This is a genomic window from [Clostridium] celerecrescens 18A (assembly GCF_002797975.1).
Lineage (GTDB): Bacteria > Bacillota > Clostridia > Lachnospirales > Lachnospiraceae > Lacrimispora > Lacrimispora celerecrescens.
The window spans coordinates 4651319-4666654 of the sequence record NZ_PGET01000001.1 but is presented as its reverse complement, the minus strand read 5'-3'; the positions used below and the strand labels follow the sequence as shown (position 1 = coordinate 4666654).

At 42.5% G+C, this 15336-nt stretch carries 15 protein-coding genes and 2 tRNA genes; 3 read left to right on the top strand and 14 right to left on the bottom strand.

The genetic code is table 11. The features are described 5' to 3' along the window. Positions 1-76: 76 nt before the first annotated feature. The 5 genes from H171_RS21245 to H171_RS21225 all read right to left on the bottom strand — a co-directional run bounded on the left by H171_RS21245 (position 77) and on the right by H171_RS21225 (position 4509). Positions 77-1468, bottom strand: coding sequence for a citrate transporter (locus H171_RS21245; protein ID WP_100306907.1), 1392 nt, complete (start codon positions 1466-1468; stop codon positions 77-79). Positions 1469-1657: 189 nt separating this feature from the next. Next, positions 1658-2374 carry a GntR family transcriptional regulator gene (locus H171_RS21240; RefSeq protein ID WP_100306906.1) on the bottom strand — a complete coding sequence of 239 codons (717 nt, stop codon included), beginning with the start codon at positions 2372-2374 and terminating at the stop codon, positions 1658-1660. Positions 2375-2825: 451 nt separating this feature from the next. Beyond that, positions 2826-3284, bottom strand: coding sequence for a SufBD protein (locus tag H171_RS21235; RefSeq protein ID WP_100306905.1), 459 nt, complete (start codon positions 3282-3284; stop codon positions 2826-2828). A 169-nt stretch (positions 3285-3453) separates the two neighbouring features. Further along, positions 3454-3771, bottom strand: coding sequence for a rhodanese-like domain-containing protein (locus tag H171_RS21230; protein ID WP_100306904.1), 318 nt, complete (start codon positions 3769-3771; stop codon positions 3454-3456). A 207-nt stretch (positions 3772-3978) separates the two neighbouring features. Then, a complete protein-coding gene (locus H171_RS21225) occupies positions 3979-4509 on the bottom strand; it encodes an NAD(P)H-dependent oxidoreductase (protein ID WP_157803202.1) in 531 nt (176 codons plus the stop codon). A gap of 295 nt (positions 4510-4804) precedes the next feature. Between H171_RS21225 and H171_RS21220 the strand changes: the two genes are divergently transcribed. Together H171_RS21220 and H171_RS21215 are read left to right on the top strand one after the other, a co-directional pair. Continuing rightward, on the top strand, positions 4805-5554 hold the full coding sequence (locus H171_RS21220; RefSeq protein ID WP_100307614.1) for a LytR/AlgR family response regulator transcription factor: 750 nt from the start codon (positions 4805-4807) through the stop codon (positions 5552-5554). Between the two features lie 14 nt (positions 5555-5568). Beyond that, complete coding sequence (locus tag H171_RS21215; RefSeq protein ID WP_100306902.1) at positions 5569-6930, top strand: sensor histidine kinase; 1362 nt, start codon at positions 5569-5571, stop codon at positions 6928-6930. A 91-nt stretch (positions 6931-7021) separates the two neighbouring features. Here the strand turns inward: H171_RS21215 and H171_RS21210 are convergent, their stop codons facing one another. The 7 genes from H171_RS21210 to H171_RS21180 form a co-directional block, all read right to left on the bottom strand. Further along, on the bottom strand, positions 7022-8281 hold the full coding sequence (locus H171_RS21210; RefSeq protein WP_100306901.1) for a sensor domain-containing diguanylate cyclase: 1260 nt from the start codon (positions 8279-8281) through the stop codon (positions 7022-7024). Between the two features lie 45 nt (positions 8282-8326). Further along, the gene (locus H171_RS21205; protein ID WP_100306900.1) at positions 8327-8851 is read right to left on the bottom strand and encodes a V4R domain-containing protein; all 525 of its coding nucleotides are present in this window, start codon (positions 8849-8851) and stop codon (positions 8327-8329) included. 322 nt (positions 8852-9173) lie between these two features. Beyond that, positions 9174-9244: transfer RNA gene (locus H171_RS21200), tRNA-Gly, on the bottom strand. Positions 9245-9287: 43 nt separating this feature from the next. Beyond that, positions 9288-9360, bottom strand: a tRNA-Phe gene (locus tag H171_RS21195). A gap of 100 nt (positions 9361-9460) precedes the next feature. Continuing rightward, positions 9461-9973: a cysteine hydrolase family protein gene (locus H171_RS21190; protein ID WP_100306899.1), complete on the bottom strand. Its 513-nt coding sequence runs from the start codon at positions 9971-9973 to the stop codon at positions 9461-9463. A 12-nt stretch (positions 9974-9985) separates the two neighbouring features. Then, positions 9986-10867, bottom strand: a complete 882-nt coding sequence (locus tag H171_RS21185; RefSeq protein WP_100306898.1) for an MBL fold metallo-hydrolase — start codon at positions 10865-10867, stop codon at positions 9986-9988. Positions 10868-10928: 61 nt separating this feature from the next. Next, the gene (locus H171_RS21180; protein WP_100306897.1) at positions 10929-11864 is read right to left on the bottom strand and encodes a DUF1848 domain-containing protein; all 936 of its coding nucleotides are present in this window, start codon (positions 11862-11864) and stop codon (positions 10929-10931) included. 197 nt (positions 11865-12061) lie between these two features. On the opposite strand from H171_RS21180, the gene H171_RS21175 reads away from it, so the two are divergent. Beyond that, the gene (locus H171_RS21175) at positions 12062-12454 is read left to right on the top strand and encodes a desulfoferrodoxin family protein (RefSeq protein ID WP_100306896.1); all 393 of its coding nucleotides are present in this window, start codon (positions 12062-12064) and stop codon (positions 12452-12454) included. A gap of 302 nt (positions 12455-12756) precedes the next feature. Here H171_RS21175 and H171_RS25065 read toward each other — a convergent pair whose 3' ends face one another. Continuing rightward, positions 12757-12969: a MarR family winged helix-turn-helix transcriptional regulator gene (locus H171_RS25065; protein ID WP_408645670.1), complete on the bottom strand. Its 213-nt coding sequence runs from the start codon at positions 12967-12969 to the stop codon at positions 12757-12759. Positions 12970-13221: 252 nt separating this feature from the next. Next, on the bottom strand, positions 13222-15192 hold the full coding sequence (locus tag H171_RS21165; RefSeq protein ID WP_100306895.1) for a methyl-accepting chemotaxis protein: 1971 nt from the start codon (positions 15190-15192) through the stop codon (positions 13222-13224). Between the last annotated feature and the right edge of the window lie 144 nt (positions 15193-15336).

The following is a 15336-nucleotide window of genomic DNA, read 5'->3' as shown; positions in this document are numbered from 1 at the left end:
AAAGGCGCGCCCGGACCTATGGGTGATCTTTCTTAAGTTTGAAGAGTTCGGGTTTTCAATATTAAGGCTGTGCTTGTTATGAAAGGAACCATGCGGCTCCAAGTCCGCCCAACATAATAAAGGTTGCGACATACTGCAGCACGCCGGCAAGATATGCGTTGGGGATGGATAGCTTTAAAAAATCTCTTGATTCAACCTTTGTATAAGCAAGTCCCCATGCAACCCATGACTGGGTGATACAGCTTCCGATATTTACTGTAATTGTCGGAATAGCGAATACCGCATATAAGAACGGTACAGAAAAGGAAGCAACATTGGACAACACGCCAAGGGTTGCGGCTCCACATCCAACCAGGGTCATCGGTCCACGGAACAATCCCATGCAAAGCAGAACAGCGAACACGATACAGACAACGATCTCACTCTTTGGCATTACGTTGCCTAAAATCACCTTGAAATAAGGAGAAGCATAAGCTGCTACCTGGTTAAACATAGGAAGAGTAAGAAGGAATCCTACTAGCGGAGCGGTATCAACTACACCATCATAGAACAGCTTGTTAACAAGCTGGCAGTTCTCCTTGAACGTCCCATTCATTCTTCCGCAAAGGAACAGAGCCAGGAATCCTGCGATTACAAAACCGCCGATTACGGAGAAATCCAGCCAGATCTTAAGAACAACCGGTACAACAGGAAGAAGCAGTGTGTAAAAAGGAGCATTCTTCTGTTCAGATGCTGTGCTGCGGGTCTGAGCAGCCCATGCATGTACGGTTTTTGCACGCTTTAAATAGAATGCAGCAAGTACGGTTGTTGCAACCAGCATGATAACCAGGGCAGCATAGCCCCAGTGTGATGCATACCAGCCGAGGGTGAACTCTGGCATCTCTTCTGGTTTAATAAAGAAAGCACGGTACTGTGCAAAGTTTACCGGGTTTAAGTAAATACCGGATGCAACAGAACCCATAAAAGTAAACAGTGCGACAGATTTTGGAATACCCAAAGACATAAGAATCGGAAGCACGATAACGCCGATTGCGATAACCGGGCCGGCTCCTGTCATGGCAGTGAAGATCAAAGCCGTAACAATGTTTAACAGAGCCACTGTAACAAATGGCTTATCTCCGCCTAATTCAACAGTCTTACGGATCAGCGTGGAAGCAATTCCGGTATCCATAAGCACGCGGCCAAACCAGGCACCCCAGCAAACGTTAACCAGAGTGGTTCCCCAACCTTCAGGGGCAGATTGATAAATCTTGTTTAAAGCGGCAATCAGTGTGTTGTCTTTTCCAAACTGCAGGATTGGATTAGACGTCAGGAATGACTCACTTGCAAAAAATGTTCCTCCGATTGGAAGGATGGTCCAAAGAAGCGTAATCAGCAGGAAGCCGATCATCAGGTTATGACCCTTGATACAGTAATACGCCAGGCCAAAGAACGAAATTAATAAAATGATTCCAATAATGTACTCCAAAGTAATACCTCCTATGACTTTTTATTCTCCATACAATGCAAACTCCTTTGCCGCTCCCTTAAGGCGGCAGTCTCTCTCAGATCTTTTTCCCATACTCCTTTCATCTTTTCTGCCCATGCTTATTGGGCAAAAAGGTATGCCCTCAGGGCGTTCATCATAATAAATATTTATTTCCATCCGGGCTGGTTTTTACGCCTGTCCGGAAAAGAACTGTGGATAGATTCCCCGAAGCGTTCCCGCATTCCAAAGAACCGAATTAAAATGATTGGCACAGATCAGGCATGCGGCTTCTGCATCCCTGCGCTTTAGATTATCAAGCAAAAGACGTCCCTCCACCTGGACGTGTTCAAGGCTCGTCAGGGAAGACATGTCTGTCTTATAGTTAAATGTTGTATACTGAAGATAATTCAAACGCAGCAAATCACAATCCATGGTCCGGAAAACCTCCCAGACATACTCATGGCCGCAAAAGGTAGAAAGCAGATAATGAAGCTGCTGCTCCACGATCAGAAAATCAATGGGATTATCTTTATTTACCTCGAATTTCTGATAATTAAGGACCTCTTCCAGCTGTTCGAGCTGAGATTTTGTAAGACCCTGGCGGCAGATCTCTTCAATGATTGCCTGTTCCAGCACATTATGAGAAAAAACGGCCTGCCTGATTCGTTCGCTGTCAAGCAGCGTGACCTCAGTTCCTCTCTGAGGATAAACGACGATATATCCTTCCTCTACCAGTCGGGAAAGTGCATCTCTCACCATCGTCCGGCTGGCATTCATCTGGCTGGACAGAATATTTTCACTCAGGCGTTCACCTGGCCGAATATCCAAATTCAATATTTGCATGCGCAGCTGGTTATAGATGTCGCTCCTCTGGTCACCTTTTCCTACTTCTACTTCTACTTCCATCACTCTTTTGCCTCCCTATGAAAACTGTTGTATCCAATTGCACACAAGCACTTATCAGGATTGCACATCAGTATCCCGCAAAATGCATATCAGTACTCGAAATATGCGTTATTACAATCATTTTCTATTTATTTACTTTGTAAAATATATCACATTCATTTTCTAAAATCAACTATTTTATTAGCATTTTCTACATTAATTATTAATCTTTTGGCGTACTTCTGATTTTTTTCACAAATAAATGCCATATTATCCCAAAAAATGCTCCGGCTGGAGGATTGCATACAAGTTTACTTGCATTCCTTAAAAATCTGCCCCAATAGCAGCGCAGAAGGCGATGAACAAGTCCTTTTCATAACGAAAAGAGAGCCTCGCTCCATGACTGGGATCCAGTCATGGAGCGAGGCTCCGTATTAAAATCATCATAATTTTTACAGGTTTGATGGCATGTTTATATTTTTCGCTGAACACGATTAATGCTTTTCAGTGCATTTTGAATATCTTTGCAAATCAGTGATTGCATACTGGTTTTATATCTTTGCGGATTGGCAGATTCCAGCGCATCGATGATGCAATCAGCCAAATGGTGCTTGCTTGCGGCAATCTGAGGAAGAACCTTAATGCACTGTCTTGCCGTGACAGGCTTCTCGTTCATTACATGCATCAAAAGCTCATCGATTATTTCGTCAATCCGGTTGTCCCTGTCCCATTTGGCATTGGCGGCAATCAGGATGATGCCCCTGGTTCTGACATATGAGTTTGGGTCATAAAGCATTTCCGTGATAGCGTCAAAATAGGGGTAAACAGAATCGGAACTGCCACATTCCTCCTCAAGCTGTTTCAGGCATTGATAAGCATAATCATTATCTTGATTTCTTAACCCATTTACTAATTCTTCAATTTTATCCATTGCCGTTACCGTCCATTTCCCTGTGATGCTGCAGATGAATACCAATATGCCCGATTCCCAAAACCATCATGGATATCAAAAGCCAGACCACCTTCCCATATACTCCCAGAGGAAAGAATGCGGCAACAGGCAATGATGCGCCAGCAGGTGATAAGAACCTGGCATGCAGTTATGTTCCCTTTTCCAGTTTGCCGCGGTAATCCGCGATTCCGCCTATATCTGTAACAGAATAACCATAGGTCCGCAGGTAACGGCAGGCCTGTCTGCTGCGGGCTCCGCTGCGGCAATAAACAAATACCGGATTATTTTTGTTAAGCTTAATGGATTCCAAACGATCCAGCGGCATATTAACACTGCCAGGAACATGACCATTGGCATATTCCTGTACCGTACGTACATCCAGCAATACTGCATTGGACGTGTTGTTTGCCTGCTCAACTCCGGAAGCAAAATCCGAATGGTTAGAAAAAAAGTTAAATATGCTCATTTCAGCATCTCCTTCTCATTTAAATTATTCTTATAACGATGGTCTCATTATAACGGTTATAAGGCAATGTCTCAGTGACATTGTTACATAAATGAGAATTATTCTTATTTTTAACAAGATACAAGAGCATGGCTGTCCGAGTCAATGGGATATTCGCAATATTGGAAAATCCAAATGAATTCGGATCAAAGAGTTAATAAATCCGAATCACCATGGCCTTTCCTTTTCAAACCATCCCAAAGATTCCCAGTAATTCACATCCGCAGGGTTAAAATGAAACTGTTTGTGCATAAACCTCATGGCATAAAATAGAGTTTTAATCTTCAAAGAAGGAGTTACCAGTTTGTTTTTTCCTTTGATTTTATCCGAAAGCCTGTCAATTTTCTTTTGCAGCTTTGCCTTCCTTTTGCCAGCCACCGTATCCCAATCGCTTCCATAGACATTCCTTCCAAATGTATAAATATGCGAAATGCCCCAAAAGGTCATGCTATCCTTTAAATCCCTCAGTGCAGACCTGGTTCCTGCACCTGCGGCCGTAGAAATGATAAGAACCTGCTTATGAAACATTTCCTTTCTCGGCTGATGAGCCATCCTTTGGTACCCAAAATGGTCAAGAAACGCCTTCATCTGCCCCGGAACATAATAGACGTAAACTGGTGCTGTGAATATCTGTAAAGCGGCTTCAAGCATGGACTCTATAATCATCGCTTTGCGTTGTTGTCCTGTAAAAGTATCCAAAAAAGCTCAGAAACATCCAGTTATTATTATAACAGATAAGTAAAAAATATACCATTATTACTATAATTTTGGTTACAGACAATTGTTTAGGATTAATCACTTGACGTATCCAATCCTAAATATTATCATATAACCGTAAGGTCTAAACAAATGATAAGCCCCTTTGGACAATCTGGCATTTCCCAAAATAAAAGGAAATGAGCTGGACAATAAAAATAGGTGGGGTAATAGGAAGAGAGGATCATAATAGACAATTAATAACTAGTTTTTTATGAAGAAGGGAGTTAAACAAAATATGCTGAAAATAGCATTATGCGATGACAACCGATGTGCGATCAATCAATACGCGGAGTTAATTTCCCAAATTGCAGAGAAGCATCAGATAAAGATCCAGGTTTCCAGTTATCTAAGCGGAGAATCCTTGCTTTTTCATTTTTCCGAAGCCCCTGAACAAACAGATATTATATTTTTAGATGTCATGATGGGCAAAACAGATGGGCTGGAGACGGCCCGTAAGCTGCGGGATTGCGACTGCAAAGCACAAATCGTCTTTTTAACAAGTTATGAAGACTATGTTTATGAGGCATTTGATGTAAATGCTCTTCAATATCTTTTAAAAGATAATACAAGTGCAGAAAAGTTTGAGGAAGTTTTCCTGAAGGCAGCAGAGCTTGCTTCAAAAAAAGATGATGAATTATTTACTTTTGAATTTGACGGCAAGACAACCGCAGTCCCTATCCATCAAATCTCCTATTTTGAAATTTGGCAAAGAATTGTGACGGTACATTACAGCGATGGAAAAACGGCAAAATTCTACGGCAGCATGGAACGCATAGAAAAAAGGCTTTCCGGAAAAGACTTTGTGCGGTCGCACCGTTCTTACCTGATTCATCTGCCCTATATCGTGACTTTTAGGCAGCAGACCGTCCAGTTAAAAACCGGAGAAACAGTTCCAGTAGGAGTCACTTACGTTCAATCCCTGAAAAAGGCATTTTCTGATTATATTTCACGTTTTCATATTTACACTTCCAAAAGTTTATCTTAGAAGAAGGAGAAGCTATGATCTATATTGTTATTCCGGTAGTTCTCCTGTATTATTATTTTTTTCTGTTTTACTACCGTAAGCTTTTTCCTATGCAAAAGAAAAGGCCTATTCAAGTTATGCTTATTCTGGCAATTATCGCCTCATCGTATATCTACTTAACCCCATTAGGTATACGATGGCTAAGGCTTCCAGTAATCATGATTGCCATGTCCATAGGGCTACGCTTTTCCACTGGTATGGACTGGCTGCAGGCAGTCTATGGCGGAAGCTTTTCGGTGTTAAACGCTTACTGCTTCCGCGGCATACTGGCAGTAATCAGTGCGATTATTTTCGGCGGCCAAGATCTTTCTAATATAGAGACTTACTATGCAAGTACCGTTTTGGTCCTTCCTTTAGTACTTTTATTCCTTACTATTTTATATAAGACCATTCTCCCCGATGACAAGCTAAAGCTCTTTTTGTATAACCGCAATCAGCTTAAATATGTCGTTACTTATGAGATTACAGCTGCAGCCAATTTGGTTGTCATTAATTCCGGACGTGATTTATTTCCTTTTGATATATTTTCATCCGGTAACATCTTATCTCCTTACGGCAGGTGGTATGTAAATATTGGCTTAGGAGCTTATGTCCTTACCATTGGCATGCTCATCTACGCCATTTACCAATCGATCCGGAGTACGGAACTGCAGGAGTACCAATGGAGAATGGAAATGCTGGAGGAGCAGTACGAACGGCAGGTGCGGCATTACAAATCATATCAGAAATACACGGAAAGCTTCCGGGCCTTCAAGCATGACTACCGATCCATGATGGTAGTATTAAAATCATTGATCCGGACAAATGATAATGAAAAGGCTCTTCTTCTGATTGATGATATGTTTGAAGAGATGCAGAAAAAAGTGGTTGTCCATAAAAAATATTCCGATAGTGTTATTCTGGACGCCATGCTTCAGGATCTTTCTAATATTTGTGAAGAAAATAAAATTCGCCTCTCATCAAACGTATCTCTTCCCCGCAACACGGGGTTGTCTACAATTGATGCAGTCCGTATTTTTTCGAATTTTATCAATAATGCTGTGGAAGCATGCTATAAGGTCCCGGTTTCAGATCGGTTTATAGATATTGTCAGTACTAACGAGCTGAAGTGGGTCACGCTTCAGGTGGTCAATTCCTATAACGGCAAATCGCATGTGCATAACGGAAAATTCCTTACAACAAAGCCAGAAAAGCAATGTCATGGACTGGGGCTTAGAATCGTAGAACAAATTGCAGAAGGTTTAGGTGGTTTTGTTATATATGAAGAGGATTTTAAAAACAAGACATTCCTGGTCAGAATCCATATTCCCAGGTTGAGCGAAAACCAGAAAGGATGAAAAAGAAGCGGGGCAAGCCGCTTTCTGCTGCCTTGCCCCGCTTTATAATTCCGGTTATACAATCGGATATCCTCTTCGCTGCTTGATGAGGTTAAATCTGCTCTTTCTTTTTGTTTTTTTTGCATGCGTACATTCTTCGGTCCGCTTCCTGCAAAAGATTTGACGTAGTATATCCAGATTCGGAGTCAAACGACAAACTGCCGTGGCTAAACGACACTCCGTAGGGCTTTGAAGCTGTGCATTCCAGATTTTTCAGTACACAGTGCATTCTTTCTATGATTTTTTCAGCAGTATTCTCCATACAGTTTTTAAAGATGATGAAAAATTCATCGCCGCCATACCGGCAGACAACATCCGAGCTGCGAACAGTGTGTAAAATCACCTTCGCAATGCTCTTAATGGTATAATCACCTTCATCGTGACCGTATGTATCATTGATTACCTTTAAGTTGTCAATGTCAATAAAGACCAGGCAACTTGGAACATCGCTGTATAACAAGGTCTTTTCCAGTTCCTTCAGCCCTGTTTCCCGGTTATATGCACCCGTCATGATATCTGTCGACGCAGTCATCTGCAAGCGGTGTTCTCTGGTTTTCCAATCACTGACATCCTCGATAACATACAGGTACAGCACCTGACCATTGGGCAGCATGCACCTGTTTGACATAATCCGATACCATGTGTTATTGCTGTCATCATAAACTTCACGAAAAACCGGAAAGTTATCCTGCTCACCAAGCTCTGTGATCAACGTCAACAGGACATTACCCTGTACCTGTTGAATCGTCAGATTTTCAATATCTCCCAATATCCGTTTCGCAGGGCGATTGGCATATACCACATGTCCACCAAAGTCTACCTCTAATACGGAAATATGAAGGAGATCAAGCGCCTGAAGGATTTGATGATAACGCCAGCTGCTGACAGGAGCTGGAATCTTACCGGCTGCCTCCCCGTTATCTCTTATCGATGCGTCTGCAACCCGGTCAATCAAATCGTTAAACATATCAAATAATTCTCCAGAATACTCAAGCTTGCTGACCACATATCCTTCTTTAAGCAGTTTCCCGCTCTGGGTCAGAACAGAGAGCCGCGAGTGCAGCTGCTTAAGGGAGCCAGACAGATAATTACTCCTGGAAGGAAGTGTTCCATTCAGCCTTCCCTCCGATAAGTCAATCGCCAGGTGGTTCACTTCATTGATATCTTGAATCAATTGATTGATCTGTCCAATTAGTTTCTGCCATTCCGGCGCAGCGTCATCTGACTCCACAATATCACATTGTTTCCCGGACAACAGGTTCTCAAATAAATTCTGTATTGTCATAAGCATCGTATGATCTTCCTGGTTCATCCCCTGCCTCCTTATTACGGCTCATACTTCAACTCCAGCTGATCCTTATCCCAGACTCTCAGCTGCAAACCGGCAGGTTCTGTCCCCGGTAGACCAGCAATCAATCTCTTTCACACGAAACTGACAACCACTGTAGACTTCCAAAATCCCCGCAATAAAGCCTTCATCATAATCACAAACCGTCTTTCCTGATATGGGAAGGCCGGAACAATCCAGATCCTCTGAAACGGTCAGAGTAAATGACAGGGAATCCATATCCACTCGTTCCATGCGCAGAATACCAATCTTTAACTCCATCAGCTTATTGGTTAAGTTGGCGATGAAGAAATCAAAATCACCCGAAAGATCAAGTACATTTTTTGCCAGTTCTTTGCCCGCCAAATGCCCGGCAGCCCTAAACAGGCGGCTGGAAGTCTCCTCGTCATATTCACGGGCCAGGATATCCTTTAAGGTGTATTGCAGCAGACGGTAAACAAGCACCGGTACATCAGAGCCCATATTTTTTCTTCCCTCATCAATATTTCCAAGGGATTCCCAGGTGAACTGAGATGGTTTGCTTTCATAACTCATAAAAAATCCTCCTTAATATGTACTGTAAAAATATATAACAAAACCCCCGCCGATTCTGCACAATCGAATACGAGAGAAAATTCATAACTCTTTACCGGCTTTCCACAGACTTGGAGGGCTTTCGATTCACAGGGAGAAATGTATATTCATTTTATTGTACAAGATTTATTATGCTATTATGAACAAGCTGTTTTAAATTGGCCTTTTAATGTCATAAATAATTCATGGTGGTGTATAAAGTCAGATCTTTAAGGGGCGAAAGGTCACGAAATAAAAAGAAACCCATTCTTGACTATTGCCAAAAATAGGTTTCTTTAGTTAAAGCGGGTGATGGGAATCGAACCCACGTATCCAGCTTGGAAGGCTGGTGTTCTACCATTGAACTACACCCGCAAGGAATTTCTGAAGTTTTTCAAAAGTGCTTTGAAAAGCACAATGCCCAAAGCCGGAATCGAACCAGCGACACGAGGATTTTCAGTCCTCTGCTCTACCAACTGAGCTATCTGGGCATAACCACCTGCAACACGAATAATTCTACAAGATTTCTCCCCTCTTGTCAAGACAAGTTTTCTAAATTATGTCAAAAAAACATAATTCTCAGTAAAATCCTTAAAACAAATCACATGCCTGGTTAAAGCTTACACACCTTGAATATCTGGAATTCCACATATTCTCATTATAATATTTGTAGGATTGTTCCGCCGTCATATACTCATTATCAACAGTCGTATTGCAATAAGCCGGAACAACAATTTCAAATCCATGTTCAAAACCGCATTTTATTGTTGCATCTATGCAGTAATCGGTTTGCAAACCAGTAATCATAATGGTATTTTCGTTTTTAGAGTGTAAGTATTCTAGCAATCCCGTATCCTTAAATGCACTATTAACATGTTTATCAAAGATTTTTTCCTCATTCATTGGAGCAAATTGTTCAAATATTTCAAATCCTTTTATGCCCTTAGTCAGCTCAAAACCATCATCATGGCGAACGTAGATAATCTCTATGCCCTTGGTTCTTGCTAAACGAATTAATTGCTTCATGTTATTTACAAAGGTTTCATATTGAAATAGTTCATTTGTAACAATCATATCCTGTGCATCTACTACCAACAGTACCATTTAAATCCCCCCTTATTCCAATGCTTTCCAAAGCAGCTGTCCATTTTCGAAAATCACTTCAATTCGCCCGGTATCCTTTAGCCAGGAAAGATATGAGCGTACAGTGCTGCCAACGAGTACATATTGTTCAAAATTCATTACCAGACTATAGTCATTGAAAAGCTGCTGTAAAACCCTTTCAAAGATAACCGGCTCTTTACAAATCCCAAGTATCTCAACTGCTATTTCATGTACCTTATCAATGTTGATCTGAGCAAGCGGGGCGATATCATCGGTTGCTTCTGCGTGGGCGGGGATAAAAACCTTTGCTTTCAAGGTCTTTACCATTTCCAAGGTGTTAAGGTAAGCGGATACATCATAGATAAACCCGATCTGGTATTTTTCCAGAGTTTCTTTGCTCGACAGGCAGTCTGCTAAATAAACGACGTCATCCATATCTCTATAACCCACCATATCAAAAAAATGGCCGGGAAGAGGAAGTACATTCATCCCATTTGGAAGAACCTTCTCTGTAAGGTGTTCTGCACTGCTTTCCTGGGCCATCAGGAATTTGTGCCTTAAGTCCTTTGGCGGGAACCCGCCATACAGGAAAGACGGTTCAAGGATGGTATGGTTCGTAAAGTCGCATTCAATACCAGGAGCATAAACCTTGCATCCGGTTTGATTCTGTAAATACTTATTGCCTCCGATATGATCGACATTTGAATGGGTATTATAAATTGCTGTCAGCCGCCAGCCATTGGCGTCCAGTATCTGCCGTACCTTCCGCCCAGCATCCTTGTCGCTTCCGCTGTCAATAAGGCATACGTCCGTATCGTTAAGCTTCACAATGCCAATCTTTGCCGGGCTTTGAACATAATAACTATTTGTGCTGACCTGATTTAATTCATACATTTGGGAAACCTCCAATAATAGTAATCCTTTTGAAACCTGTAGTTTTAATGATGATAATGATTCACAGGAAAGGTAGTGTCGGGTCCTTCCGGACAGACCTTCCTTTCCGCTCCGAAATCCTGTCTCCTTCTTCCACCCTTCCGCACAGCAGCGGGCTATGTTCATCGTACAATGTGCGTCTCCTTTTCACTGCCTCCGCACTGTCATTGGCATAGCAATACTTACACCCGGCCAGGCAGGTGTCATAAGTTCCCACCTCGACGCTTTCCATGCAGCCACATTCTATTCTTTGATTTTTATCCTTCTTCCTGCATACCGGACCGCCTATTAAGTATTCTGCCATAGCTGGGTCAATGCAGCTTCCTCGCGAAATCCCAACAGAACTTAAATCAGCTTTTTCCGCACACGCTTCAATCCTGAGCCCGTAAGTACCTGCAATCGCCGAAAGTTCTTTGCCCAGCCTTTTCATCCCTTCTTCATCCAATTCTTCTACCGGGATTCCCTTCATGTTGCGTTCTGTTTTTCCATACTTGTCCAGAAAACTGATCACAACTTTTTCCGCAGACCCGCAGACGCCTCTGGCTATTTCTTCAAAGGCCCGCAAATGGTATTCCTCCCTGTAACGGCAGTTAAGGAATATGGGATCATATCGCCAGACCATACGGTCTTTTCCCACTTTTTCTGCCGTTTCCCGGAAAATATCAACCAAATGCCTTTTATCCGGCAGTCCAGGCTCAATATCATTTCCATATCCTGTCAATGTAAACTGGATATAGAAAGGGATGCTTTGAAGCTCCCGGATTCGTTCCATCATAGGCTCCGGATTTTTCGTCCAGAATACCATAAGCTCCACCTGCTCCGGAGATAGGTCGATCCGGCTGATCTGATGGCTGTTCATGGGATTTTTTACATAAAGGTACCCTTCCTTCAGCCTGTTAAAAAACCAATCCGAATAAAATTGTGGAATATCAGTCCGCCTGCTGACACTGAGTATCATAGTTCTTACTCCTGTTTCTTCTTAGTAAAACCATTATAAGCCTTCCTTGTGCCCGCTTCAACCTCTTTAACTTTTTAAGAACTTCGAATATGGCATCTGTCTGGAATAAGTTGGCATAATGTTTTGCCTATTAACTGGGAATTCTGATATATGAAATGAAGCCGTTTTCTATCATCATCAACAACTGGAGGAACCCCATGAAAAAAGAACCTGTATTTTTAACTGACAAAAATCATAACGTCATTCTGGAAGCCATCTCCGGTACTCCCAATGCCGCGCTTCCGGACAGCTTGAAGCCTTTTGAAATATTGGAACCTAATACTTCGGACGGTGCCACGGAAAAACATGTTCCGGTCATTGAGACAGAAGGAAATCATGTGACCGTAAAGGTGGGCAGCACGTTCCATCCCATGACCGAGGAACACAACATTTCCTGGATCTGCTTACAGACAACGGCAGGAAGTGTCATGAGAGTAAGCTTAAGCCCTGACTGCGAACCGGTGGCCTGCTTTACTCTGGAGAATGGTGATTCTCCAAAGACCGCTTACGCCTACTGTAATCTTCATGGATTTTGGAAAACAGAGGTGTAACGAAATACAATTCCCTGAAGTACACTCCAGGAAAGATGCATTCTCTGTTTCCAATATCGCCGCAGGATTCATAATCCTGCGGCGATTCCTATGCCCTCAATTTTTACCATAAGCATACAACTCAACTGGTTTTTATCAAGACAACGGCTGATTTCTCCGCCTTAGAGAGAATCATTCAAGGGCAAGCCGAACTTCTTCATCGCTTAATGTATTAGGAACTTCAACGTCTCTTCAAAGCCATCCATCTCTGCACCATCAAAGTGATACAATTTGAAGAGTAAATTCCACAATGTTTCCAGCTCTTACTCGCCAAATCCATTAAAAACATCAGCCATAAAATCAACCGTCATATTGCTGCCGCAATTTACCAACGTTTCAAGACCTAAATCCGTCAGATGTACATTAACTGCCCTTCTATCCTTTTTGCTTGGGACGATCGCAACCAGGCCCTTCTTTTCAAGGCTTCCAATCAGTTGCGTAACGTTTTGCTTCGTAGCCCCTAATTTATTGGCAATATTGACAAATTGGAAACAGAAATCAAGCCGGAATAAACCTGCTGCATTAAATGTAATAGATGCAATTCCTTATTATAGTCCACTGCTGAAACCATCCTTATCGAAAATGCTAATGTATCGTCAATTTATTGCCTTATAGTATACAACGATTTGAATCATTTATCAACGTTCATACCGTTTCTTAAAAAACTTAATAGTTTCCTGAAACGAGTCATACTATCCCTTTGCATTTAGGATTGTTAATCAGCTTTTTTAATTTTTATTTTCTTCGTGAGAATCAGGTTCCTGGGCCAGTTGGAACTTTGCAACCTCCTGTCTTAAAGCCTGGGCCTGAGCCTCCAGTTCTTCACTGGAGGCAGAACTTTCCTCCGCTGCTGCTGCATTGGACTGCACCACAGCAGATACCTGGGACAGTCCTCCCAGGATCTGCTCCATAGCCTTGGTCTGTTCCAATGAGGCTGATTCGATTTCCTCCATTACCTGTTCTACAAGAATGGATTTATCGGCGACCTCCTTAAGGATCCCTGCAGTCTCTGCTGTCTGCCTTTTTCCTTCCGAAACCGCTTTTACCGTATTTCCGATCAGCTTGGCAGTTTGTTTTGCCGCATCAGCAGATCTGGCTGATAAGTTCCGGACCTCTCCTGCAACCACCGCAAACCCTTGGCCCGCGCTTCCGGCCCGGGCTGCTTCGACAGCGGCGTTTAAAGCCAGAATATTGGTCTGAAATGCGATATCCTCAATCATTTTTGTGATGCCCGATATTTTTTCAGAAGATAAGCTTACCTCTTCCATAGCAGAATGAAGACTCTGCATATGCCGGTTCCCTGCGCTGACCCTTGATCCGGATTCCTTTACATAATCGGAAGCTTTCCGAACATGATCCAAATTCTTACCTGCCATTTCCGTGACATCTACAATGGATGCATTTAATTCCTCCACCGTTGCCGCCTGCACAGCGGCTCCGGATGCGAGCGCCTGGGAAGCACCGGATACCTGCCCGGCTCCGGAATTGACCTCCTCGGCGGAGGAACGGATATTTAATATAGTATCATTTAAACGGGATGCGATCATTTCCATGGAACTTCGTATTCCGTTAAATTCCCCTGGATACTCGCAATTACTTTGAACCGCCAGGTTCCCATAAGAAATTTCCTGTAAAAACCGGGATATATCGTGAATAATATCTCTGTATTTTCCTGCCATTTCATTGACCTTTTCCCCGATTCCCCCTATTTCATCGCGGCGTTCCATATGCAGATCAATGCTCAAATCCCCAGCGGATAACTGATCAATGGAATTTACCACCTGCCCAATGGGCTTTGTTATCCGGTCCGTGATCCGAAGCATAACGAAAACCGCAAGGATCAGAGAGACAGCACCCAAAATAACAGCATTTAACATAGAAGTTACAACACCGGACATAAATTCAGATTCTGAAGCAGTCACATTCACCGACCAGCCGTTGGTATTTACCACAGGGGCATAGGAACCAAACCGATTCTCTCCGTTCCAATGGTAGAATCCGAAGCCGGTTTCGCCATTTACCATTGCTGCTTCCAGCTTTGCAATCTCTCCATAGGCAGCTTGACTGGTTTTTGCAGACTCAGCGTCATTTTGCTGAGATAATACAAGAGAAAAATCCTCGTGGGCCACTTTTGTTCCTTCCCGGTTTATAATATAAGTACTTCCGGTGTCACCAAGCCTTGTGTCCGCAATCATCTCCTGGAAAACTGAATAAGGAAACTCAATGATGACCACCAGATCATCATAAGGGTATGCATATTCAAAGGAGGCAGAATCTTTGCGAAGGATCGGATCGGATAAAAAAGGAGTTCCGCTTTTTGCCTGCAGGTATGCATTGTCCTGCTCATAGGATTTCCCATTGACAACAGAGGTTCCGTCTGACGAAATGATATTGATGTTATTAAGGCCGTACTGGGAACATGAGATCCGTAAAAATATATTGATGTTGCCACCGTTTTGCACATTTCCCTTCATGTAAAGGGCAATTGACTCGGATATGATGGAATACTCTTCCAGCTTCTGAGTTATTTTTTCAGAAACCAGTTCCGAAGTTTCCTTTAAGCTTTTGGCCAGTGACTTTCGGGTCGTATGATAGGACTGATAAATGGAGCCTATTGACAGTACAAGTACAATACAGACGATACATCCAATGGTGAATGTTACCAGTTCTTTTTTTATTCCTTTGTATTTCCTTTTCATATTACGTTATCCTCCGATATCCAGTTTGCCCCTCTGCCAACCTAATTTATAGTGGCCTAATGGGTATATCGGCTAATTTTCAGATAACTATATGAATTTTACTAAAGTTTTACATTTATTTAGACAACTTTTTACATATCAGAT

Excerpts from the sequence above, each read along its gene's own strand:
- H171_RS21240 (WP_100306906.1), bottom strand. The coding sequence starts at position 2,374 with ATGGAAGTAGAAGTAGAAGTAGGAAAAGGTGACCAGAGGAGCGACATC.
- H171_RS21235 (WP_100306905.1), bottom strand. The coding sequence starts at position 3,284 with ATGGATAAAATTGAAGAATTAGTAAATGGGTTAAGAAATCAAGATAAT.
- H171_RS21230 (WP_100306904.1), bottom strand. The coding sequence starts at position 3,771 with ATGAGCATATTTAACTTTTTTTCTAACCATTCGGATTTTGCTTCCGGA.
- H171_RS21220 (WP_100307614.1), top strand. The coding sequence starts at position 4,805 with ATGCTGAAAATAGCATTATGCGATGACAACCGATGTGCGATCAATCAA.
- H171_RS21215 (WP_100306902.1), top strand. The coding sequence starts at position 5,569 with ATGATCTATATTGTTATTCCGGTAGTTCTCCTGTATTATTATTTTTTT.
- H171_RS21210 (WP_100306901.1), bottom strand. The coding sequence starts at position 8,281 with ATGAACCAGGAAGATCATACGATGCTTATGACAATACAGAATTTATTT.
- H171_RS21205 (WP_100306900.1), bottom strand. The coding sequence starts at position 8,851 with ATGAGTTATGAAAGCAAACCATCTCAGTTCACCTGGGAATCCCTTGGA.
- H171_RS21190 (WP_100306899.1), bottom strand. The coding sequence starts at position 9,973 with ATGGTACTGTTGGTAGTAGATGCACAGGATATGATTGTTACAAATGAA.
- H171_RS21185 (WP_100306898.1), bottom strand. The coding sequence starts at position 10,867 with ATGTATGAATTAAATCAGGTCAGCACAAATAGTTATTATGTTCAAAGC.
- H171_RS21180 (WP_100306897.1), bottom strand. The coding sequence starts at position 11,864 with ATGATACTCAGTGTCAGCAGGCGGACTGATATTCCACAATTTTATTCG.
- H171_RS21175 (WP_100306896.1), top strand. The coding sequence starts at position 12,062 with ATGAAAAAAGAACCTGTATTTTTAACTGACAAAAATCATAACGTCATT.
- H171_RS21165 (WP_100306895.1), bottom strand. The coding sequence starts at position 15,192 with ATGAAAAGGAAATACAAAGGAATAAAAAAAGAACTGGTAACATTCACC.